Origin of the sequence: Salinivibrio sp. ES.052 (assembly GCF_900141775.1) — a bacterium.
Lineage (GTDB): Bacteria > Pseudomonadota > Gammaproteobacteria > Enterobacterales > Vibrionaceae > Salinivibrio.
Map to the genome: position 1 here is coordinate 307,174 of NZ_FSRI01000003.1, position 23,166 is coordinate 330,339.

Annotated in this window: 21 protein-coding genes; 8 read left to right on the plus strand and 13 right to left on the minus strand. The window is 48.3% G+C overall.

Features of this window, described 5'->3' with window-relative positions; genetic code table 11:
- Positions 1-90 precede the first annotated feature (90 nt).
- From BUQ98_RS14320 to soxR, 3 genes are all read right to left on the minus strand, one after another.
- A complete protein-coding gene (locus BUQ98_RS14320; protein ID WP_074214473.1) occupies positions 91-303 on the minus strand; it encodes a transcription antiterminator/RNA stability regulator CspE in 213 nt (70 codons plus the stop codon).
- A 249-nt stretch (positions 304-552) separates the two neighbouring features.
- Entirely contained in the window at positions 553-1,512 is a 960-nt protein-coding gene (locus tag BUQ98_RS14325; protein WP_074214474.1) for a LysR family transcriptional regulator, read from the minus strand.
- A 328-nt stretch (positions 1,513-1,840) separates the two neighbouring features.
- Entirely contained in the window at positions 1,841-2,314 is a 474-nt protein-coding gene (gene soxR, locus BUQ98_RS14330) for a redox-sensitive transcriptional activator SoxR (protein WP_074214475.1), read from the minus strand.
- Between the two features lie 98 nt (positions 2,315-2,412).
- Here soxR and BUQ98_RS14335 point away from each other — a divergent pair, with 98 nt between their 5' ends.
- On the plus strand, positions 2,413-2,610 hold the full coding sequence (locus BUQ98_RS14335; RefSeq protein WP_074214476.1) for a hypothetical protein: 198 nt from the start codon (positions 2,413-2,415) through the stop codon (positions 2,608-2,610).
- 117 nt (positions 2,611-2,727) lie between these two features.
- Here the strand turns inward: BUQ98_RS14335 and tkt are convergent, their stop codons facing one another.
- The 3 genes from tkt to BUQ98_RS14350 form a co-directional block, all read right to left on the minus strand.
- Positions 2,728-4,722 (minus strand): transketolase, encoded by a 1,995-nt coding sequence (tkt, locus tag BUQ98_RS14340; protein ID WP_074214477.1) that lies wholly within the window; start codon positions 4,720-4,722, stop codon positions 2,728-2,730.
- Between the two features lie 98 nt (positions 4,723-4,820).
- Positions 4,821-5,771, minus strand: a complete 951-nt coding sequence (tal, locus tag BUQ98_RS14345) for a transaldolase (protein ID WP_074214478.1) — start codon at positions 5,769-5,771, stop codon at positions 4,821-4,823.
- A 180-nt stretch (positions 5,772-5,951) separates the two neighbouring features.
- Entirely contained in the window at positions 5,952-6,962 is a 1,011-nt protein-coding gene (locus tag BUQ98_RS14350; RefSeq protein WP_139294770.1) for a sugar-binding transcriptional regulator, read from the minus strand.
- A 324-nt stretch (positions 6,963-7,286) separates the two neighbouring features.
- Between BUQ98_RS14350 and BUQ98_RS14355 the strand changes: the two genes are divergently transcribed.
- Both BUQ98_RS14355 and BUQ98_RS14360 read left to right on the plus strand, forming a co-directional pair.
- Positions 7,287-9,860 carry an EAL domain-containing protein gene (locus tag BUQ98_RS14355; RefSeq protein WP_074214480.1) on the plus strand — a complete coding sequence of 858 codons (2,574 nt, stop codon included), beginning with the start codon at positions 7,287-7,289 and terminating at the stop codon, positions 9,858-9,860.
- A gap of 45 nt (positions 9,861-9,905) precedes the next feature.
- Entirely contained in the window at positions 9,906-10,988 is a 1,083-nt protein-coding gene (locus BUQ98_RS14360) for a GGDEF domain-containing protein (RefSeq protein WP_074214481.1), read from the plus strand.
- A 13-nt stretch (positions 10,989-11,001) separates the two neighbouring features.
- Here BUQ98_RS14360 and murQ read toward each other — a convergent pair whose 3' ends face one another.
- Both murQ and BUQ98_RS14370 read right to left on the minus strand, forming a co-directional pair.
- A complete protein-coding gene (gene murQ, locus BUQ98_RS14365) occupies positions 11,002-11,931 on the minus strand; it encodes an N-acetylmuramic acid 6-phosphate etherase (protein ID WP_074214482.1) in 930 nt (309 codons plus the stop codon).
- Between the two features lie 9 nt (positions 11,932-11,940).
- On the minus strand, positions 11,941-13,053 hold the full coding sequence (locus BUQ98_RS14370) for an anhydro-N-acetylmuramic acid kinase (RefSeq protein ID WP_074214483.1): 1,113 nt from the start codon (positions 13,051-13,053) through the stop codon (positions 11,941-11,943).
- Positions 13,054-13,249: 196 nt separating this feature from the next.
- Between BUQ98_RS14370 and nagZ the strand changes: the two genes are divergently transcribed.
- The gene (gene nagZ / locus BUQ98_RS14375) at positions 13,250-14,254 is read left to right on the plus strand and encodes a beta-N-acetylhexosaminidase (protein ID WP_074214484.1); all 1,005 of its coding nucleotides are present in this window, start codon (positions 13,250-13,252) and stop codon (positions 14,252-14,254) included.
- Between the two features lie 411 nt (positions 14,255-14,665).
- Here nagZ and hdfR read toward each other — a convergent pair whose 3' ends face one another.
- The 4 genes from hdfR to BUQ98_RS14395 all read right to left on the minus strand — a co-directional run bounded on the left by hdfR (position 14,666) and on the right by BUQ98_RS14395 (position 17,990).
- On the minus strand, positions 14,666-15,511 hold the full coding sequence (gene hdfR, locus BUQ98_RS14380; RefSeq protein ID WP_074214485.1) for an HTH-type transcriptional regulator HdfR: 846 nt from the start codon (positions 15,509-15,511) through the stop codon (positions 14,666-14,668).
- A gap of 90 nt (positions 15,512-15,601) precedes the next feature.
- Positions 15,602-17,068, minus strand: coding sequence for a lactate dehydrogenase (locus BUQ98_RS14385; RefSeq protein ID WP_074214486.1), 1,467 nt, complete (start codon positions 17,066-17,068; stop codon positions 15,602-15,604).
- An 18-nt stretch (positions 17,069-17,086) separates the two neighbouring features.
- The gene (gene deoD, locus BUQ98_RS14390) at positions 17,087-17,797 is read right to left on the minus strand and encodes a purine-nucleoside phosphorylase (RefSeq protein WP_074214487.1); all 711 of its coding nucleotides are present in this window, start codon (positions 17,795-17,797) and stop codon (positions 17,087-17,089) included.
- A gap of 22 nt (positions 17,798-17,819) precedes the next feature.
- Positions 17,820-17,990 (minus strand): XapX domain-containing protein, encoded by a 171-nt coding sequence (locus BUQ98_RS14395; RefSeq protein ID WP_074214488.1) that lies wholly within the window; start codon positions 17,988-17,990, stop codon positions 17,820-17,822.
- A 522-nt stretch (positions 17,991-18,512) separates the two neighbouring features.
- Between BUQ98_RS14395 and BUQ98_RS14400 the strand changes: the two genes are divergently transcribed.
- From BUQ98_RS14400 to BUQ98_RS14415, 4 genes are all read left to right on the plus strand, one after another.
- Positions 18,513-19,427, plus strand: coding sequence for a siderophore ABC transporter substrate-binding protein (locus BUQ98_RS14400; protein ID WP_083605311.1), 915 nt, complete (start codon positions 18,513-18,515; stop codon positions 19,425-19,427).
- A gap of 75 nt (positions 19,428-19,502) precedes the next feature.
- Positions 19,503-20,450: an ABC transporter permease gene (locus tag BUQ98_RS14405; protein ID WP_217693649.1), complete on the plus strand. Its 948-nt coding sequence runs from the start codon at positions 19,503-19,505 to the stop codon at positions 20,448-20,450.
- The gene (locus BUQ98_RS14410) at positions 20,443-21,390 is read left to right on the plus strand and encodes an iron chelate uptake ABC transporter family permease subunit (protein WP_074214489.1); all 948 of its coding nucleotides are present in this window, start codon (positions 20,443-20,445) and stop codon (positions 21,388-21,390) included. The genes BUQ98_RS14405 and BUQ98_RS14410 overlap by 8 nt, the downstream gene beginning before the upstream one ends.
- 5 nt (positions 21,391-21,395) lie before the next feature.
- A complete protein-coding gene (locus tag BUQ98_RS14415; protein ID WP_074214490.1) occupies positions 21,396-22,181 on the plus strand; it encodes an iron ABC transporter ATP-binding protein in 786 nt (261 codons plus the stop codon).
- 68 nt (positions 22,182-22,249) lie between these two features.
- Here BUQ98_RS14415 and yddG read toward each other — a convergent pair whose 3' ends face one another.
- A complete protein-coding gene (gene yddG, locus BUQ98_RS14420; RefSeq protein WP_074214491.1) occupies positions 22,250-23,161 on the minus strand; it encodes an aromatic amino acid DMT transporter YddG in 912 nt (303 codons plus the stop codon).
- Between the last annotated feature and the right edge of the window lie 5 nt (positions 23,162-23,166).

The window sequence follows — 23,166 nt, forward strand, 5'->3', positions numbered from 1 at the left end:
TAGCGATTTTTACTTGTGGATTGGTAAAATAGCCAAATTGAGACGAAAAAAAGGACGCCTAAGCGCCCTTTATCAATCAGGTCTGGTTTCTTATGCGACAGAAACTTCAGAAGCCTGTGGGCCTTTTTGGCCTTGTTCAACGGTGAAGTTAACGTGTTGACCTTCAGTCAGGGTCTTAAAGCCTTCACCAACGATAGCGCGGAAGTGGACAAACACGTCCTTTTCGCCATTTTCGCGGGTAATAAAGCCAAAGCCTTTTTCTTCGTTAAACCATTTGACGATACCAGTTGCTTGATTAGACATAATCATTCTCTCTTAAATTACAAAAATTAGGATAGCTTTGAACGGAGTCGATGACATGTCTAGAAGCGAAAGCGGGTAACGTTAGAAACTCTATAATACAGATAATAGTGCAGCTTATGTTGCCTTTTACTTGATGAATCATTGACGCTCCGTGTTCCAGAGCTGTGTCCACCGTACAGCAATCTGCTCACATGTAAAGCTCTTATACTTTTTTTTGAAAATTTGTAAGCCCGTACTGTGTTGAGTGTATTAGTGCTTTCTTTGCGTTACGGCGTGAGTATCGTTGTACAGGGTGATCTCGCGTGGCCAAGTTGCCTTAAACTCATCCGCTTGCTGCTTTATCCAGCAACAAAATTGGTCGACTTTATCGCGTTTAAAGTAGCCAGCAGGGGCACACAAGAAGTAACCATTGGTAGGTTTTACCGCTGCTCGACCGATACGTACTAGGGTGTCGTCAGCAATATATCGCTGCACCAAACTATGACGAGCCAGCACTATCCCTTGCAACGATAATGCGCCTTCAATGGCATAATTAGAGCCGTTGTAAGTGATGGTTGAGGAGCCCCCTGCGATGCCGACGGTATTGAGCCATCGGGTCCAGTCCATATCTCGCCACATATCACTGATTAAATGACCCTTGGGTAAGTCTTCGAGGGTATAAATGCCTTCTTGCTGCTGATAGAGAGGGTGGCAAACAGGGTAGAGGATATCGCCCATCAGCCATTCACTGTGCAAGCCGTCGTAGTGGCCGCCTCCATACCGGATACATAGATCAATCGAGGATTGTTCGAAGGTATTCAACGTGGTGGTGGATTCCAGCATGATCGATAAATCTGGATAAGACGCTCTGAATTTTGCAAGCCGTGGGACCAGCCAGTTTTGGGAGAATGATGGGACGGTTGACAGTGACAACTGATGAGGGGCAGGATCATTATTGAGCAGCCACACACCGTTGAGAATACTTCTAAAGCCTTGTTGGGCATGTGAAAAAAGAATCTCGCCTTCCGGTGTTAGCGTCACTTTGCGATGCTGACGATAAAAGAGAGGGGTATCGAGCCACTCCTCGAGTAGCCTTATCTGTTGGCTGATGGCGGCCGCCGTAACAAACAACTCATTGGCAGCGGCTTTAAAGCTGCCTAGGTGAGCAGCTTGGTAAAAGTAATATAAACCTTGGAGCGGCGGCATGCGTGTGATGCTGGCGTTTGACATAAGCTCACCTTAACTGAATGTCAGTGTTTATCGTTTGAGCATAATCGTTGGTTGAACAAAAATAAACCATAAGAGTTGTTCACAAAGGCGATATACCATGATGACGATGTATGACCCAGTATTCCCGACCATGAAACAAGTTGTCACTTCAGTTAAGAAAGCATTAACTGTGTGGCGTGCAAGACGCGCAAAAGTCAAGCGAGCGGTGCATGTCTCAGCGCTTCCTCAACACCTACGTGACGACCTCGATTTAGAGGTACCTCACAGAGCGCGGCCTAACGCGAGTGACTATTTGTTTCGCCGATGATCTGACCGATTGAGGGAAGGTTTAACCCCTTCCCCAATCTTTTAACAGTTGGGTTACTCCCATTTTCGGATGATTCAACACGTTGTCGTCTTGAGTGACTTCACCAACCACATCATTGGGGTTATAGAGCGAGCAGGTTTTCATTGATAGGCAGCCACAGCCAATGCAGCCACTTAAATTGGCCTGTAACTGCTGTAAGCGTGCGATTTGCTCATTGAGGGTGGCATCCCAGCGCTGTGCCATATCACGCCATTGCTCTTTGGTGGGAGCGCGGTGAGAGGGCAGTTCACTTAATGCTTCGCCTATCTCTTCAAGTGAGAGCCCCACATGTTGTGCAGCTTTAATCACCGCAAGACGACGCAGAACAGCGCGGTCGTAACGGCGTTGATTGCCCGCATTACGCCAACTGGTGATCAAGCCTTTTTGCTCGTAAAAATGCAGGGTAGACACCTTTACCCCCGCGCGTTTTGCCACTTGCCCAACGCTCATTTCCATCGTTTTTCGCCTTTTTCTGCTATTCCTTGTTTACCTCAATATAACTTGAGGTTTTATCCTGACTAGCATATTCACAACACAATGAGAGGGGAATCACGATGAAAGAAATGAAAGCGGGCGTTACCTCAATGTTATTGGCGATTATCCAAGGTGTTCAAGGGCGAGTTGGTACGAGCCGTAAACCGAAAGCAGTGGCAATCGCATCGATGCCAGCCCACCTTCAAAATGACATAGGGGTGGATACTCTGGATACTCTGGATGCTAATGTGCGTCCCTCGGCGAGTCGCTTTCTATAAGCGCGCTGCATCTGTCGCTGTTACAGCATGGGTTGCAGGATGCGAGAAGCGAGGGTAGAAAAAAGGCCAGTCATTGCTGACTGGCCTTCGCAGAATTAACGTGCCGTAGAGATGCGATTAAGCGAGCAACTCTTCAGCGGTGTTAACCACGTTTTCAACGGTAAAGCCGAACATCTTGAACAGCTCGTCAGCGGGCGCTGATTCACCGAAGGTGGTCATTCCGATGATGCGGCCGTCTAAGCCTACGTACTTGTACCAGTAGTCAGCAATACCCGCTTCAATCGCAATGCGTGCAGTGACGTCTGATGGCAATACCGACTCGCGATAAGCGGCATCTTGCTTATCGAATAAATCAGTGCTTGGCATGGATACCACACGTACCTGTTTGCCTGCGTCGCTCAGTTTCGCCGCTGACTCCCTGGCCAGTTCGACTTCAGAGCCGGTCGCAATCAAGATCAGATCAGGCTTGCCTGCACAATCTTTGAGGATGTAACCGCCTTTGGCAATGTTCGCCAATTGGGTCTCATCACGCTCTTGCTGGGCGAGACCTTGACGCGAAAATACCAGCGCACTTGGGCCGTCTTTACGCTCAACCGCAGCTTTCCACGCGACCGCGGATTCAACTTGGTCACACGGGCGCCACATGCTCATGTTGGGTGTTTGGCGCAAGGTGGCCATTTGCTCAACCGGCTGGTGAGTCGGGCCATCTTCACCCAAGCCGATTGAATCGTGCGTGTAAACCTGAATGTTTTGCGTCTTCATCAGGGCTGCCATGCGCATCGCATTACGGGCATACTCCATGAAGATTAGGAAGGTTGCGCCGTAAGGCACAAAGCCACCGTGCAGGGCAATGCCGTTGATGATAGCCGTCATACCAAATTCACGCACACCGTAGTGCAGGTAGTTACCGCTCGCATCGTCGGCACTGATCGCTTTAGAGCCTGACCACATGGTCAAGTTAGACGGGGCTAAGTCGGCTGAACCACCCAGAAGCTCTGGCAGCAGTTTACCAAATGCTTCTAACACGTTTTGCGACGCTTTACGTGATGCAATCTTCGCTGGGTTCGCTTGTAGATCTGCGATCAATTTTTGGGTTTCGCTGTCCCAGTTGCTTGGCAGTTCACCGTTCATGCGACGGGTAAATTCTGCGGCAAGCTCTGGATACTGTGCTTGGTACGCCGCAAACTGCTTGTTCCAAGCTGCTTCTTTAGCCGCACCGGCTTCTTTAGCGTCCCACTGAGCATAAATGTCTTGTGGGATGTCGAAAGGCGCGTGCTCCCAACCTAAGAACTCACGTGCCGCTTGTACTTCGTCATCACCCAGCGGAGCACCGTGACAATCGTGGCTGCCCGATTTATTTGGCGAGCCATAACCGATGGTGGTTTTGGTGCAGATCAGCGTCGGTTTACCGGTTTCGGCTTTCGCGGCGCTCAATGCGGCTTGAATCGCATTCGCATCGTGGCCATCGACAGCCGGGATCACATGCCAGCCGTATGACTCAAAACGCTTGGCGGTATCGTCAGAGAACCAACCCTCAACGTGACCGTCGATTGAGATGCCGTTGTCATCCCAGAAGGCGATCAATTTACCTAGGCCTAGTGTCCCCGCCAGTGAGCATGATTCGTGAGAGATGCCTTCCATCAAGCAGCCGTCACCCAAGAACGCGTAGGTGTGGTGATCAACAATGTCGTGACCATCACGGTTAAATTGTGCGGCTAGAGCTTTCTCTGCCACAGCCATACCGACCGCATTGGTAATGCCTTGGCCAAGTGGGCCTGTGGTGGTTTCAATACCTGGTGCATAGCCATATTCAGGGTGCCCTGGGGTATTCGAGTGCAACTGACGGAACTGTTTGAGATCGTCGATAGACAGATCGTAGCCGGTCAGGTGTAGCAATGAATAGATCAGCATTGAGCCGTGGCCGTTTGATAGCACAAAGCGATCACGGTTGGCCCAATCTGGGTTTTGTGGGTTGTGGTTCATGTGGTCGCGCCACAGTACTTCAGCGATATCTGCCATGCCCATTGGGGCGCCTGGGTGACCAGATTTGGCTTTTTGAACGCCGTCCATCGCAAGGGCGCGGATGGCGTTGGCTAGCATTTTGCGTTCCATGTGTTTACCTACAGGTTGAACAGGTGAAATAGAGTCAAACAGTATCATAAAAGCGGCCGAAACCGCTTTTATTGTGTTAAATCACGCTTTGTGTCGGATCACAGTTGTTCGCGAATCATGTCTTCCAATTTACCTTGGTCGACTGCGAAGTTACGGATGCCTTCAGCAAGTTTCTCGATGGCCATCGGATCTTGGTTATGTTCCCACAAGAATTCCGCATGGGTCATACGTGCTGGGCGTTGTTCGGTCGCGCCTGTGTCTTTTAGTTTCACAGGAATGTCGCCTTCAGCGTCGCTCAACTCTTGCAACAGTTGAGGGCTAATGGTGAGACGATCACAGCCTGCTAATTCCATGATTTCGCCAGCATTACGGAAGCTGGCACCCATGACAACCGTGTCGTAGCCGTGGGCTTTGTAATAATTGTAAATGGTGGTGACAGATTTCACGCCTGGATCGTCCGCAGGTTCAAAGTCGCGACCTTCTTTGGCTTTGTACCAATCCATAATACGGCCAACAAACGGTGAAATCAGGTAAGCGCCGGCTTCGGCACACGCACGTGCTTGGGCAAACGAGAATAAGAGTGTCAGGTTGCAGTTGATCCCTTCTTTTTCCAGGATCTCCGCAGCGCGGATGCCTTCCCATGTTGAAGCCAGTTTGATCAGAATTCGTTCGTTGCTGATCCCCGCCTCGTTGTACATGCTGATAAGCTTACGTGCTTTGGTAACGCTTGCTTCAGTGTCATAGGATAAACGTGCGTCTACCTCGGTGGAGATGCGACCTGGGATCACATTGAGGATTTCTTTACCAATATTTACCGCTAGACGGTCACAGGTATCTGCGACTTGCTGGTCTGCGTTGCTGCTGTGAGATTTCGCATACGCAATCGCTTCATCGATCAACGGCGCATATTCTTTGATTTGCGCAGCTTTCAGGATTAGAGAAGGGTTAGTTGTCGCGTCTTGCGGTTGGTATTTTTTAATCGCTTCGATGTCGCCTGTATCAGCGACCACAGTGGTTAGGGCTCGGAGTTGGTCCAGTTTGTTGCTCATCTTCACACACCTTCTTTACGTGATAGGCCCAGACGCCGAACTTACGTGTTAACGCTTGCTCTGAATTGAACAGATGCAATGCGTCTGAGCAAATGATGTAACGATCTTTGAGTTTTTTACGTCACTTGTCAATTGTATTGCGACATAAAGAGAGTTAAGTCTCACTCTTTCGTCAGTAATTTACTCATCCTGTTGAAATATAAACTGTGTTTCATCAGGCGTGGGTTCAGACATATTAAGCAGCGCCATGGCACAGCTGGCACTGGTTGCCAACACATCAATCACGCCAGTGCGCAGAGCGCCAAGAATCGACAAGGCTTTACGACTTTCACTGGCCATGGCTATCACACTTGGTATACGCGCCAAGTCCGGCATCGCGAGCCCGACCACTCGGCCTCGCATCAAATTATCGGCTGGCTGCCCATCCAATCGAAAAAAATCAAATCCACCAATATCTCCGACAATACCATGGTTCACACGTGCTTCAACAAACTCGCGTGCGGTAAAGCAACCCAATTTGACCATATGACTATTTTCATCCATATCGCCAATGCCGACCAGCGCAAATTCAGCTTTTCTGGCCTGGTTCAAGGTTTCACTGATGTTTGGGTGGGAGACGAACACTTGTTGGATTGACTCGTTGTCCACGTAAGCAGGGGAATAGAGTGTTTCACTGCTTCCTCCAAATTTTTTCGCTAGACGTCGACAGATATGATCAGCATTAAACGCATCACCACTGCGGTGTGTGCCGCCAATTGCGCAAACAAAACGAGCTTGGCGGTGAGATACAACGCCTGGATGATCAGCGACGGCTGCAACGTTTTGGCCTTGACCAACAGCAACCACCATACCGTCATTGAGATTGCCATCAAGATAAGATGACACCAACGTGGCAACCTGAGTGCGTTGCTCCTCTGCACTGGGCTGGTCGAGAGAAATTAAGGCACGTTTGAGATTGAATCTCGCCATCAGTCGCTGTTCAAGCTGAGCACTGTGCACGGGATGAAATTTCACAGTGATCTCCACAATGCCTTCTTCCCGTGCTTTGCGCAGTAGGCGGCTCACTTTGGGGCGACTAATTTTATACTTGCGCGCGATTTCTTCCTGTGTCGCGCTTTGTTGGTAGTACAAAATGGCGATCTCGGTAAGAAGATCCGTATCTTCGTGAAAACTGTCGGGCGGCGTTGGCATGCTCATGTTCTATTGTCTCGCGGCTAAACGGTATCTCAGGTACAACATTGAGACACTGTGAATGCAATGGTTATCAGTATATCTTTGTTATTCGCAATGAACAAACGTTCTCAATAAATACGAATGTTCACTCTGAGAGGAGAGGTATTGCAGTAAAAAGCGCTAACGGGAGAGATGGCTTGGGGGAGCGAGAAAAATCATGTTTGAAAAAATAGCCATTACTATCTAGTTTTATTATGTCCCCGTTAATATGTTCTATCGGTAATTGATAACTACAAGAAGTAAGATGACGGGCCCGTCTTTGGTTTAGGGGAGTGTGTTTTTATGCACGCACTGCAATCACGACAGTCCCTTATCTGGGTTGCCATCTTGCTCGCTCTGTTTGCAATGGTGGCTATCGGGATTTGGATGATGAACTTGAATCGCAGTTCAGAACCTGCGCAACCGCTCCTTGACACCCATTATAGTTATTTTATTGATGAAACAAACGAGCTGTCGCTTGGTTATGTCATGGGTCATGCGCCTTTCACGTCCGTTACCGATTCGAGTGATATTCCTTGGAAGCTCGCCTATCAAACATATTGGATAAAGATTGATTTTGATTATGATGGGCTCAGAGAACGCTCGGTTTATGTGATCACTGACAATACGTCGATCGATTATCTGGATGCCTACCATATCCTTGATGAGGAAAAAGTGCGCTCGCAGATAAAAGCAGGTGACATGACGTTGGATCGGCTGAATCAACTTCCTCTGCCTGCAGCGGTACCTGTGACACTACTGCCTAATGAAGCCAACCAATTACTCATCAAAGTTACGTCGAGCGATATGGCGACCATGCCATTAAACGTGATCCCTTATAAAGAATACGGACATCTCGCCAAATCATTGCATCTGATTTGGGGGGGCTTTATTACATTTACTTTTCTTGTCGCATTGTATAGCGCGGGAGTCTATGTATATAGCCGTGAGCGTGTGTATTGGATATTTGTACTAGCAACCGTGATGAGCACATTGGTGGTCAGTGTGAATCATGGATTTAGTCGATATTTCTTACCGAGTACTGTCCAAATGTTTGTCAGTAATCATTTGATCGCTATAACGGTATGCTTGCTAGCCGTAGGTTTGTGGTTTACTTACTATTTTTTGGACTTTGAACGAAGCCCTGTTCATCAGCGGGCGCATTCACTGTTTTTATTCACCACCGGTGGATTGATTGGGCTCGCATTACTCAGTTTTATTACACCCACCTATATTTCTCTCTCTTTTGTTTTCATTGCTCAGCTCCCTGTTTATGGTTTGGTTTTATATTACGTGTGGCAGCAATGGCAACCGAAAAAAGCTTGGCTTCTTCTATTTTTACTCTGCTGGTTACCCGTGATGGTGGGTGGCTTTACTTTCTACGCTCTGATGCTTAACTACATTGAATACAGCCTAGTGTCACGTTATGCGTTAATGATGTCGCTTGGCCTCACCATGATTTTTTTCTCCTTAGCATTAGCCGAGCGTTTCCGTTTCCAGCGGATGCAGGCCATGCAAGCATTAACGCATGATACCTTAAGCTGTCTTCCCAACAATAATGTGTTGCATATGGTGATCAACGACATGATCAGTCGAAATTTCAGCTTTTATATTTGCTGCTTGTCAGTTGATAACTATAAGAATTTGTTACCTTATTTGGACGAAGTCGCGCGTGATGAATATATCAATGCGGTGGCGCACCGCATTAATGAGACGTTAATCGTGCAGCCAGTCCAAGAAATTAAAACCGATACGGATATGCCCAGTTATCGTTTAGGGTGTTTAAAAGAGGGTGTCTTTACCTTTTTGATTGGAGATGTGGACCAAGCTACATGCGATAATGTGCTTGATTCTGTCGTAAAAGGTTTAAATGGTGAATTGTGCGTTGGCTCTTTTGTTACCCAAGTCAATGCGCGCATTGGTGTTTGTCATTATCCGACGGATGGCGATCATCCTAGTTTATTGATTAGTCGTGCAATGAATGCGATTGATCAGCACCGATCGGTGCCTAGCAGTTATGTCCACTTTAGTTCTTATGAATTTCGTCACCGTCAATTACATGTTTCATTGGTAACCGATTTAAGAGATGCAATTGAAAACGATGGCCTCGAGCTTTATCACCAACCTCAAATTGATTTACGTACAGGCTCGGTGCATGGGTCAGAGGTTCTCGCTCGTTGGACTCACCCAGAGTATGGCCAGATATCGCCTGATGTGTTTGTACGAATGGCCGAGGACGTCGGAATCATTAATCATTTGACCCTATGGGTCATTCGCCGGGCTTTTGAGCAACAAGCTCAGCTGATCAGTCACGGGCACTGTCGTCGGCTATCGATTAATATCAGCGCGTCAGATATCTATATCCCTAACCTAGCCAGCCGGGTGGTTGAGCTAGCAAAACAATATGAGATACCCACCAACCTTGTGTCGCTTGAGCTAACCGAGTCAGTCATGGTTGAAGATTATAATTGGTTAAAAAAGCTAATTTCTGACCTATCGATGAGCGGTATTGAAGTGTCAATTGATGACTATGGAACGGGCTATTCATCATTGTACTTTCTTTCTCAGCTTCCATTCACTGAGCTTAAAATTGATCGTAGTTTTGTTCGAGATCTCGCCAAAAATGGCCGCCACCAAAGTATTGTTCGTGCCACAACTGATATGGCGCGTTCACTCGGTGTGATGGTGGTGGCTGAGGGGGTTGAAAGTGAAGATGCGGAGACGTTACTGCGACGGTATGGGGTCGATGTTTCCCAAGGGTATTACTATTCTCGTCCGATCCCCTTTAGCCAATATTTGGCCTACGTAAAACGTATCGATAGTGTGCAACCACATTCCGTTTTGCGTGACGAAAACCGGCGTTCTTCATCGGGATAAGATGCATCGGTATGGTCAGGGGCAGCCCATGCACTGAGGGTTAATATGAAAAGAATAGAGCAAACGCTTCTTGAACAGATGCAAATTACTGATTTAGAAATAGAGTATCGCAAGACGCTGTTCGATTTTTCAAGCTCAGACGCTCAGCATCTTCGATCGTGTAGATCAATGATTGAAAAGAACATTGAAGCGATTGTCTCTGAGTTTTACATGCATCAAACAAGCATTCCCGAAATTGCACTTCTGATAGGCGATGCAGATACCTTAACGCGACTTCGAGGCGCTCAACATCATTATATTCTCGACTTGTTCAGTGGTTTATATGATCGTGAATATGTGAATAATCGCCTACGTATTGGTCTTGTACACAAACGTATCGGTGTTGACCCCAAGTTATATCTCTGCGCTGTGCATACCTTGCAGACATTATTACATCGTGCCATTGAGCAAAATAGCACAAACCCAATGAATGCTAAGTTGACCATGATGGCGTTAGATAAGTTATTGATGTTTGATGTGTCACTGATTTTTGAAACGTACGTTGGCAGCCTGGTGAGTGAAATCGAAACTGCCCAAGCGAAGTCAGAGCAGTATGCGCGGAGTCTGGAAGCTAAGGTTAAAGAACGGACACGTGAGCTTGAAGAGCTGTCCCGTACGGATGCTTTGACCGGCTTATTAAATATGAGACATTTGAACGATATTCTTACCACGATGTTACGTGCTGCACAGAGGCGTCATGAGCCTGTTTCTGTGATATATATTGACATCAATGAGTTTAAACAGATAAACGATACGTATGGGCATCAATATGGTGATGAAGTCCTCTGTGTTGTCGCGGGGATCATCTCGGAGGAGACGCGAGCAGAGGACAAGTGTTTTCGCTATGGAGGCGACGAATTTTGTATTGTCATGACAAATAGCGGTGAGGCTGACGCGAACAAGTTGCTAGTCAAACGTATCAACAAACGAATTGAAGAAGTATTGGGAGACGTCACATTAAGTATTGGTGTCGCGCAAACGGGCCCCGTGGAATATGTAGACGCAACGACGATCATACAAATGGCGGACGAAAAAATGTTTGCTGCGAAGTATGAGCACCATAATATCACTCATATTTCCAATACCTAATCTCGCGCAGAGCTTAGCGCCGTTCGTCATTGACCCTCTTAAGTGCATCGCGTAAACGCCCCTGGGTTGTCTTGAGGTGTTGTTTTGCTGTTTTTGCATCCTGTGCTGCTATGATCATAAAAATAGCCACTTTGACTTCACCCTCGGCATCAGTGAGTGTGCGTGTTGCGGTTTGTTCATCACAGCCAGTGGCTTCCATCACGATAAGCCGAGAGCGTGTGACCAATTTTTCATTGGTGGCCTTCACATCGACCATTAAGTTTTGGTAGCACTTGCCAACTTTAACCATGGCCGCCGTGGTTAACGTATTCAATACCAATTTTTGTGCGGTGCCAGACTTCATCCGTGTTGAGCCGGTTAGCGCTTCGGGACCAACTTCCGGTGTAATAGCGACCTTTGCATGCTCGTTGATGGCCGCATTGGGGTTACATGATAGGGCGATAGTAACGGCTCCTTGCTGCTTTGCATGGGCAAGGGCCCCGATCACATAGGGTGTTCGGCCGCTTGCGGCGATCCCGACAACAACATCGTTCGGTGTGACATGGTGGGCTGAGAGGTCGGTCTTCCCTGCGTCGGGGTCGTCTTCTGCCCCCTCTTGAGCGACAAACATTGCTGGCTCTCCCCCCGCTATAATGCCGATCACTTGTGCCGGGTTGACGCCAAAAGTCGGTGGGCACTCAACCGCATCCAGCACGCCTAGGCGGCCACTGGTGCCGGCACCCATGTAAATGAGCCGACCTCCCGCATTAAATGCTGCTGCAATGTGCTCCACTGCCTCAGCCATAGCGGGAAGTTGCGACTTTACTGCCTGTGCGACATGCTGATCTTCCTCGTTAATCATAGAGACAATACCGAGAGTGTCTTGCTCATCGAGTCCATAGGTGTTGGGGTTTCGGGTTTCTGATAATAATTTTTTTAGCTGGTCGACGCTGGGGGCTGTCATTGACGCTCCTTAATAGGGTAAGTAGATGGCACCTAGGCAACAGGCTTGGCTGGCTCCCGTTACGGCGGGTACATTGCCAGGTTGATGATTGATCGTTTGTTTGGCAAGCCAGGCAAACGCAATGGCCTCCATATCATCGCAACTTATCCCAATTTCATCTGTTTGTGCGATAGCCCAGTTAGGCAAAGCCTGCTGAAGTGCTTGCATCAAGGTTGTGTTATGTGCCCCGCCGCCACAAACAAAGACCCGCCCGCGTTCTAACGGACGAATAGCTAACGCGATGCTTTGCGCTGTGAGTGCCAAGAGTGTTGCTTGTACTTGATCGGGTGACAGAGAAAAGGCCAGTAACTGGCGATCGAGCCAATCGAGATTAAAATATTCACGGCCAGTGCTTTTGGGGGCAGGGCGGGCAAAATAAGCATCGGAGAGCAACCGGCTCAGTAGAGGTTGATACAGTGAGCCGCTTGCTGCCCACTTTCCGTCTTTGTCATAGGCCTGGTTGTGATGTCGCTGTGTCCAGGCATCCATCAGCATATTACCTGGGCCCGTATCGTAGCCATAGAGCGGACGATCGGGGCAAATCATCGACACGTTGGCAATGCCGCCGATATTCACAATGGCGGTGGGTTGTGTACTATCGGCACAATAATCATTATGAAAAGCTGGGACGAGAGGCGCTCCTTGGCCACCGTATGCCATATCTTTGCGTCTAAAATCCGCCACTGTGGTGATGCCTGTACGAGCAGCAATGATATTGGCATCGCCGAGTTGCATCGTAAAAGGGTATTGACCACTCGGCTGGTGATAAACGGTTTGCCCGTGGCAGCCGACCGCCGCAACATGTATGGGTTGTAAGGCGGCTTGGCTAAGCAAGGTGTTAATAGCAGAGGCATAACATTCCCCTAATTGGCGGTCGAGCTCACCCAGTGTGGTTACTGATACAGGGTGGCCGCGACTTAGGCGGATCACAGTGGTTTTGATATCTTGAGGAAGCGGATCACTGTGTCGAGCGATCGACTCAATCTGACCTGCCTGTGTAAATCGTACGGCGACGACATCGATGTTATCTAAACTGGTTCCTGACATCACACCAATATAGATATCTGCTCCGGGCTGTGACATGTAGCTATTCCTTGCGTTGTGGCAACGGTACGATGGTAATAATAAGGCGCGCGATGAGTATAAACAGATTGCGATACGTGGCAAAGTGCTTGATTATCCGTCTGTGATACAGACTTATTCTCACCGTCTGGGTCTGCATCATCCAGGATAATCGCTATGTTTGTCAGTTGATTGACAGCAGGATGAAGGAGAAATCATGGGACCCGTTTGGCTCGATATGCACGCAGAGCAGATCGATAATGAAGAAAAAGAAATCCTTGCTCACCCCAGTGTCGGTGGGGTGATTTTGTTTGCCCGTAATTATCATGACTCAGCACAGCTTCGCGCGCTCACTCAGTCTATTCGTGTAGCGGCGGGGCGTGAGATATTGATTGGTGTGGATCAAGAAGGTGGACGTGTACAACGCTTTCGTGACGCGTTCACACCCATACCGGCTGCGCAATCTTACCATGCGTTGGGCGCGAGTCCGGACATTGCCCAGCAAGCAGGCTGGTTGATGGCCGCCGAATTGATATCACATGGCATTGATCTGAGCTTTGCGCCTGTACTGGATCTTGGGTTTGGATGTGCGGCGATTAAAGATCGTGCCTTTGGCGCGGAAAAAGAGGCTGTTACTCAATATGCTCGCGCTTTCTCATTGGGTATGCGTCGTGCCGGTATGGCAACCACAGGAAAGCACTTTCCAGGTCACGGTGCGGTGCAAGAGGATTCTCATTTGGTTACGCCACAGGATACGCGCGATATTTTACAGTCGTCTGACTTCGCGATTTTTAAAGCATTTATTGAGCAAGGTCTGCTTGATGCAGTGATGCCTGCACATGTGATATACCCTCAGCATGACACACTTCCAGCCAGCGGCTCTCCGTACTGGTTGACTCGTATTTTGCGACATCAGCTAGGGTTTGAAGGGATCATTTTCTCTGATGATTTAAGTATGGGAGGCGCGCATGTATTCGGCGATGCCCCGTCTCGCGCAAAAGCGGCATTGGATGCTGGGTGTGATATGGCGTTGATATGCAACGATCGTCCAAGTGCAGTCTCGGTACTTGATGCCTTGCCGATTGAATCTGTGCCGGTTGCAGACACTCTCCGGGTCCGTCAGTCCATTGACTGGCAAGCGTTAAAGCGAGATGCAGGTTGGAAAGCGGCGCACCACGCTTTAGTGGAGCATGATAAGGTGTGGCGGGACAAACAAGGCTAGTGTCACTGATAAATAGTCAGTAAAAAACAAAAGGCAACGGACTCGCGTTGCCTTTTTCATTTTGATGACGAAAGCGTCGTCCCATTAATGGTCGTCGCCGAAATAATTATCATCGTGCTGAGAACGTTGAGGGCGCTTGCTATGGTGCTTCCTCCCTCTTTTTCCGCGTGGCGTCTCATCATCAAAATCGTCGTGGTGCCGGGACTTAAACTTCTCTTTCTGTTGAGAGCCGTGTTTTAACCATTGATCCCACTGTGCCATGGTGGTGCTTTCCTAACGCTTGTTAATTTGCATAGCTATATGTAGCCGAGGAATTAGACAATCTTGGATTACCTAACCATCTTAAGATAGCCGAAAAATGCATTGTCGACTAGCGAAACACGTCGAAATTTGTGGTTTTTTTAAACAGCATTAAATTTGACCAGTTGATCTGATTAACTCATTGATTAATAAGGTTTTATCATTGCTCTTTAGCCACAAAAGATAAAGAGGATGAGTCATAACGTGCCCATGATCAACCAGGTACAATTGCGCGCTATCCACGTAAGGTTGGATCGCCAAAGAGGGGAGAAATGCGACGCCACCATGAGTCAGAAGATAATTTAAAGCTAAATGGCATGACTGGGTGTGTAAAACCGGTGGGCGCTGGAGTGGCGCAATTTGGCTATGGGCTACTGCAAAGCGTGTCCCCCAATCAAGGTATACCAGTGACAGCTGGCTGATATCGCCTAAGGTGAGATCAGGCAAATGACTCACTAACTGAAGTTGGTAATCGCCAAGATGGTGGGATTGTAAACCTTCTAGCTTGGGCTGCTCGGATGTTAGGCCTGCATCGATACGCTTTTCTATTAAGTGGCGAGCGAGTAATTCCCTGGGGGTGGACTCGGCGCGAAGTAGCCAATCAGTATGATCAGCACAGAGACGGTTCATCCATCCACTGACCCCGTCAAGCTCCCACAACATAGGGGATGCACCGAGCGTCAGTTGTTCGTTGGCCACTTGCATGGCACTGACATCTTGCTGGGCACGTTGCCAGGTCTGGATCATCGTTTCGGCATACGGAAGTAAACGCTCACCGGCATCGGTTAAGCGCACATTATTGCGTTGGCGAATAAAAAGCGCAGTGTTTAGTTGTGTTTCGAGTTGTCGAATGCGAAAGCTGACTGCAGATTGGGTCAGGTACAAGTTGTCCGCCGCATGTCCAAAATGCCGTGTTTTACTGACTTCGATGAAAGTACGCAGCAGTTGAATATCCAATGATCTCGTCCTTATGGGAAACGCTATCTTATTGAGACAAAAAGACTCGGCTATCGTCAAGTCGCCTAGGGTATGCGCCAAATCTCAAATTTAGAGCATTAAATCGGCCAACGTCAGCGGGCGCTCTGTCAGCCCCAGCCGTTGGGCAGGCGTTAGGTGTGCTTTATCTTGCCAGCATAGGTTGTGCCAAGCGCGATAGATATCAAGTAATGGTAATAAACCACCTGGGCGTAACCGGCGTCGTGGCTCATTTACCAATAACGAAAATTGCTGATGAAATTGTTGTTGATATTTTTTCAGGGCATCGCAACTGGCATGCGTTAACCAATAGGCTTCTTTACCTTTATTTTGTCCGTGATCGCAAATGGCTTTAGTGCCATCGCCACTACGGGTAAAAGCCCAACGATCACGCCACCAACTGAGTAACACAATATCGATCTTTTCCGGCTCAGCGCCGGGTTGCCAATGACTATCTTGCTCAACATAGACATGGCTCACGCGTTTGTCACGAATATCGGCTTCGAACACAGATAAACATGCAGATCGCAGTAAAGGTTCCTGGGGGGAAAACACCACGATTTGTTGCCAATGATCAATCAATGGCTTGAGGTTCAAGTAGTGCGCATACGTCGTGTATTGGGGCCGAATGAGGGTTCCACGGTTTGGATAGATAAAGTGCAGTGGATATGTATAAGGGTCTTCAACGTTTGAGCGCGCAAACACCTCACGGTATTTAGCATCAACACGACCTAGTAGTCCTTCAGGGCGAGGCGATCGATCTTCATGCTGGCCGGCATGAGTGGTTGCCATAAAGCGACAATCTTCTTGATAGGGATCGTGATGATCGCTTAAGTGACTATGAGCATAAGGATGATAGTTGACGTCTTGTAGCAGCACATAACCGCTGTGTGCTTCGCCCGTCGCAAGCCACTGTACACCATTCTCGCTCTTAGGCTGCAAAGCAGTATGAACACTGGCAAGATGGCCAGTGGAGGTGTCGGCGAGAAAGCGTGTGTCGTAAGCCGCGAGCTTTTGTCGGCAGCGTGCAGCGATTTGATTGAGGTGGTCATAAAAAGTTTTTGGGTTGAGAGAAAGGCGGCGGCAGATATCTCTTACCGTATGCCCAGTAAAGAGGAAAGCGAGCAACTTTTGCTGTAATTCGCTCTTTTTATTGATGCCAGACCAACGATCAACAAAGGTACTCTGGCATCCTTTACAACGATAGCGTTGTCGATCACCGCTATAGCCAAAGGCATGGTAACAATGGCGGTATGTGAGGACCGGTTTCCCCAAATGCTCGCAATCAGGGTTGGTGCAGGCACATAACCCATCAGCATGGAGCTGGCGCTGTGCGATAAGCTCAGCATGGACTTGATGATTGTTAAGCAGAGGAGGAAACGCCCCACATTCGCGGCAGACTAATGTCGGACGCGCCGGGTTAGTGTGCTGAACGAGGTAATCCTGCTCATCTATTGACCCAAAGTTTGGGCAGGTGAGCGTTTTACAAAAGTTCAGCTGCAGTTCGCCCGTAGCGGGTGGCAGTTTACCGCTTGACACGTTTCCTCCAACCAACGTTTACAGGTTGATCGCAGTTTCGAGCGAGACCGTCATCATTTCATTGAATGACTTTTGGCGCTCGTCTGAGCTTAACGCTTCGCCACGAATGATATGGTCAGACACGGTCAGAATGGTGAGCGCGCGCGCGCCTAATTCTGCTGCAACGCCGTAGATGCCTGCCGCTTCCATATCCACCGCGAGAATGCCGAGGTTATCCATTTTGTTGAACAAGTCGGCTTCAGGGCTATAAAACAGGTCAGCAGAGAACACATTACCAACACGTACTGATACGTTTTGCTTGCGGGCTTCGCCAACAGCGGTTTCGAGCAGGTGGTAATCAGAGATAGCAGCAAAGTCGTGGCCGGCAAAACGGGTGCGGTTTACTTTGGCATCGGTTGATGCGCCTTGCGCGACGATAATGTCCATAAGCTTCACATCATCTTTAACGGCGCCACAGCTACCCACGCGGATGATGTTTTTCACGCCGTAATCTTTGATCAGCTCGTGCACGTAAATTGAGCAAGATGGAATCCCCATACCATGGCCCATTACTGACACTTTTTTGCCTTTATAGGTACCGGTATATCCGAACATATTACGTACATCAGTTACGCGTTCGGCGTTTTCTAGGAAATTCTCGGCAATGTATTGTGCGCGAAGTGGGTCACCTGGCATGAGGACCGTTTCAGCAAACGCGCCGTCTACGGCATTAATATGTGGGGTAGCCATAATGTGCTCCAATTATCTTAAGTTAAGAGAAAAAGCGTTCGATCACAGCTTGATAAGCCATGCCGCCAATGTAAATACCAACGATGCCCATGATCCCAGAAAGCACTGGGGGAGCGGGCAAGGGTAATTTGATCGCGCTGAAGAAAAAGCCAACGATGGCACCAGCAACGACCGCGAGTAAAATTTCGTTCATTATAACCCTCAAACAACTAGTTAGATGCAGTTCAGCTCAAATCGGTACCGAATTTGCGACAGTCATAGCTGCTTTTATTATCTTTTCGGTGGTACCGCATGAGATGAGCTCAGTGTATGTAACTACCGCGCATTTACGCGCGATCTTGATCACAACTATCTCTATATTACCGCGTAAAGCTTCTAATGGTTACCATATATGTTGATAATGTCGGTGCAATCGCTTTCGTTTTATTCAAACCCCACTAAGGATTGCGATGAAAACGTATAAAATGAAGTGATTTAAACGAATAACTCTGACCTATCTGGCGCTATTTTGCGCAAGATCAAAACAGTTTTAGTAAGTGACAGGCAATGACTATGGAGTGCTTTTATTAATAGGTAGATTCGGTATCACGTCATGGTGGTTATTCCATGTGATATATCAACAAAACTATAAATATTAATAATTCTCACTTCTATTCGTGACTTAGTGATTTGACTGCGTTAGCATGCTGCCATCGATTTTTGCGAGGAAAGAGCCATGCAAGCTTTTCGTTCATTTTTTCAATTTATTCTTTTTACCGTTTCTCTTGTATTGAGTGGCCATGCCGCGGCAAAAACTATCGACCACGCGATGGGTACGATTGAGATTGAGGGTGTCCCTCAACGGGTTGTGGTTCTTGGTCAAGGTAGCTTAGATGTGCTTAACCGCCTCGGTGTTGAGCCTGTCGGAGTAGTAAAATCACTGATGCCTGATTACTTAGCAAAAACCTATCAAGATGATAAATATGTGGCGGTTGGGACGGTTAAAGAGCCTGACTACGAAGCTATTTTTACTGCGAAACCGGATTTGATTATCGCGGAGGCGCGGATGGCATCATTGATGGGTGATCTAGAAGAAATTGCTCCGACGATTATGTTCCAGGCGGATTATGAAAACTACTGGCAGAGTGTTCAGAAAAGCTGGCGTATGCTAGGTAATGTATTTAATAAACAACAAAAAGTTGAAGAAATCATTGACGAAATGAGCACCAAGATTGCTCAGACGCGTGAAAAAGCCATTACCGATAACTTTAATGCTCTGATGGTGATGAGTAACGGCAGTAAAGTGGCAATGTTCGGTGAGAAAAGTCGCTTCGGTATGGTGTTTGACGAGCTCGGTTTAAAACCGGCAAGAAGTGATAAGGTCGAAGTGGCAGGTTCTCACGGTAATTTGATTTCCTTTGAGTACATTGCTGATGCTAATCCAGATGTGTTGTTAGTGCTTGATCGCGAGCAAGCGATTGGTGAGGGCGAAGGAAAAGCGAAGGCGCGTTTCGATAACCCATTGGTGAATAAAACACCCGCGCACAAAAACCAACGTATCAGCTACTTAGATCCAACGGCTTGGTATATCACCATGGCTGGCATGACCGCGATGGATAAAATGATCGACGATGTGAATCGCGTGCTTTAATCATCATTCATGATACGGAAAGACCCGGGCTAGCTCCGGGTCTTTGTGGTTATAGACCTCACCGGTAGTTGTGTTGTGAAGTATCTCTCTATTCCTGTTTTAATCGTGCTAGCGCTGTTGTCGATATCTATCGGCGTTGCGCACGTCTCTTTGGATAGTTTATGGGCAGGCGATCCCGAAGCCTGGACCATTTTTACCACCAGTCGTATTCCGCGCCTGTTGGCGATTTGCCTTGCCGGGGCTGGGCTGAGTGTTGCTGGCCTTATCATGCAGCAGATCTGTCAAAACCGCTTTGCGTCGCCAGATACCACGGGCACCATCGATTGTGCCTTACTCGGGTATGTCATTACCTTGGTGGTGTTTAGCGGCGTAAGCCAGTGGCTTGACTTAGCGATTATTGTGGGGACGGCCATGGTTGGTACCTGGCTGTTTGTCCGTTTTCTACAACGCCTTAAATTTAAAAATACCGTATTAGTGCCGTTGATAGGGATTATGTACGGCAATGTTGTCTCCTCGCTAACCCAATTTCTCGCCTATAAATACGATTTGATTCAAACCTTGCAAGCTTGGACCGTGGCGAATTTTTCTTCGGTGTTGGCCGGGAACTACGAAATTTTGTTTGTGGCCATGCCAGTTTGTGCCATTGCCTATGCCTACGCGAGTCAGTTTAGTGCCGCCAGTATTGGAGAGAGCTTCGCCAAAAATATTGGCTTGGATTATCAAAAAGTCGTGCTGTTTGGTGTCATGGTGGTTGCCTTGTTGTCATCGGCGGTGGTGATGATTGTCGGTGTGATCCCTTTTCTTGGTCTGATTGTGCCGAATGTGGTCTCACTTTTCATGGGCGATAACATTAAGCGCAATTTACCTTGGACGGCGTTCTGGGGCGTGGTGTTGGTTCTAAGTTGCGATATTTTGGGTCGTGTGATTATTTTCCCTTACGAAGTGCCTATTGCCATGATTATTTCAGTTTTGGGTGGCGTGGTGTTTATCTACTTAGTGATGAGGGATAAAGCCAATGCGTGATGGACTCAAACTTTCCCTGGTTGCGGCCGGTGTCTTGCTGGTGGCCGGTTATTTCTTGGGGCATGGCCTAACGGCGGATAATTATGCTTACTTTCTCTCTCGGCGTACCCCGAAAGTCCTTGCGATTGCACTGGCCGCGGTCGCGATATCAGCTTCCTCGCTCGTATTTCAAACCATCACCAATAATCGCATACTCACCCCGTCGATTTTAGGGTTTGATAGCTTGTATGTCTTATTGCAAACCCTGCTACTGGTGATCTTCGGTTCAACCAGCCTGTATTTGGTCAATGCCTATTTAAACTTTGCGGTGAGTGTGGCACTGATGACGGTAACCGCGAGTGTGCTGTTCACTCTCTATTTTCGTCGACATCGTGCCAATATTTATACCTTGTTATTAATTGGTATTGTGCTCGGTAGTGTGTTTGGCAGTATCAGTCAGTTCTTCACGCTCCTCGTTGATCCTAGCGAGTTTGCGGTGCTTCAAGATGCCATGTTCGCGAGCTTTAATAATGCGAATCGCGATTTGGTGTATATCAGCGTGCCGGTACTGATATTGTGTTTGTTAGCGCTTTATCGCTATGCCAACCAGCTGGATGTCTGCTTGCTTGGCGAAGACAATGCCACCAGTTTAGGTGTCGATATGCGCGGACTCACCCTGAAGGTGATGATGATTATCGCCGTCATGATTTCGGTCTCGACGGCTTTGGTCGGGCCCGTGCTCTTCTTTGGCTTGATTGTGGTCAGCCTTGCGCGCCAGATGTTTACTCGCTACCAACATCGCTTTTTGATCCTTGCGACCAGTGTATTGGCAGTTTTTTTATTGTTAACGGGTCAGTATGTTGTCGAGCAGTGGTTCGGGTTTGAAACCACGGTCAGCGTGATTATCAACTTTGTTGGCGGAAGCTACTTCTTGTACCTGCTAACGAAAAACAAGTTTTAACCATTATGATTGAATTAATTGGATTATCAAAAGCCTACGGGCAGACTCAAGTGGTGAATCAAGCCAGTGCGTTGTTCCCGCCGGGTAAAGTGACCGCGATTATTGGTCCAAATGGCGCGGGGAAGAGCACGTTACTCTCGATGGCGAGTCGACTCACCGATAGTGATGCAGGTGAAGTCCTGATTGGTGATAAACCTCTCAGTGAATGGAGTAATGAGGCGTTAGCCAAAAGACTAGCGGTATTGCGCCAGGCGAATAACGTCAATATGCGCTTTCGGGTGCGTGAGCTCGTGGCATTTGGCCGTTTCCCCCATTCTAAAGGCCGACTCTCGGCAGATGATGATGCGGTGATTGATGAGGCGTTAGCTCAGTTAGGGTTAACGGAGTTGCAAGACCGCTTCATTGATCAATTGAGTGGGGGTCAACGGCAGATGGCATTCATTGCGATGGTGGTGGCACAGAACACCGACTATATCTTTCTCGATGAACCGCTTAATAATCTCGATATTCGTCACTCGGTGGCGATCATGAAAACGGTCAGAGACTTGGCACATCGATACAACAAGGCGGTCGTGGTCGTCATGCACGATATTAACTTTAGCGCTTGTTATGCAGACAACATGGTCGCGATGAAAGACGGCGAAGTGGTGTCCAGCGGTCGGGTTGATGAGGTGGTGACCAAGCCAGTGATGGAGCGTATTTACGAGATTGAATTTGAAGTTGAACAAATCAATGGTCAGCGTATTTGCCTTTACTACGGGGCAGCTGCTTCATCAATGGCGACGGTTTAGTCGCGCTGAACGCTCGTCTATGACAGAGAACATCTCGGATAAACAGCCGCCTCGTGCGGCTGTTTACATTAGTGAGTACTTGCTGTTTTAGGGGCTTTCTCTGGCAATGGCGTTCTGGTCAGCCACCAGCTGGCGAGCGATCCCAGCGTGACCATAACCACACCTTGCCAAAAGGCGAGGGTGAGCGGCGTTGACAGTAAAATCGCCGACAAAAAAGTAGAAAGGATGGGAATGAAATACGATAGGGTGGCCAAAAAAACCAGGTTACCTTTTAGGATCCCCATGTTCCAAAGGCCGTACCCCCCACCCATTGCCAGTCCGGCAAAGAGCACATAAGGGCTATTTGCCCAAGATAAGGTTAGCGGTGGCGCATCAGAGAAGGCATACCCAACCCAAAGCGTGGCGGCCGTTGCACAGAAAAACCATGTGATCCCGTTCTTACCTTGAGCATGCATTTTGGTGATATTGCAATAAATCGCCCAGATGATCGCGCCACTGAAAGCAAGAAAATAGCTTAACGGGTTGGTCTGTATATTCGCGACAAGGTGCGGCCAAGAAACGCCATTTTCACCTCCAACTGTCCAGACGACGCCCATAAACGCGACGGTGAGCGCAGGATAAAGCCAGAGGCTGACTTTTTGCCGCATCAGGATGACAGACAACAGGACCGTTAGGCAGGGCCATAGATAATTAATCACGCCCATCTCAATGGCTTGGGTTCGGGTATTGGCCCACGCAAGAGAGAGGGCGAGGCAGAGTTCATAAACCACAAACAGAACACCACCACCCACCAGGTAGCGGCGAGGAAAATCGCTGAGCTTGGGAGCACCCACAAACAAGATTAAAAAGACAGAGGCAAGGGTATAAATAGCTGCTGCACCGCCAAGTGGCCCCAGTTGCTCAGTGACGTGACGGATGAGCGCCACATTACTGCTCCAAAGCACAATGGCACCGCATCCAGCGAGCGTATATTGGTTCATGGTTG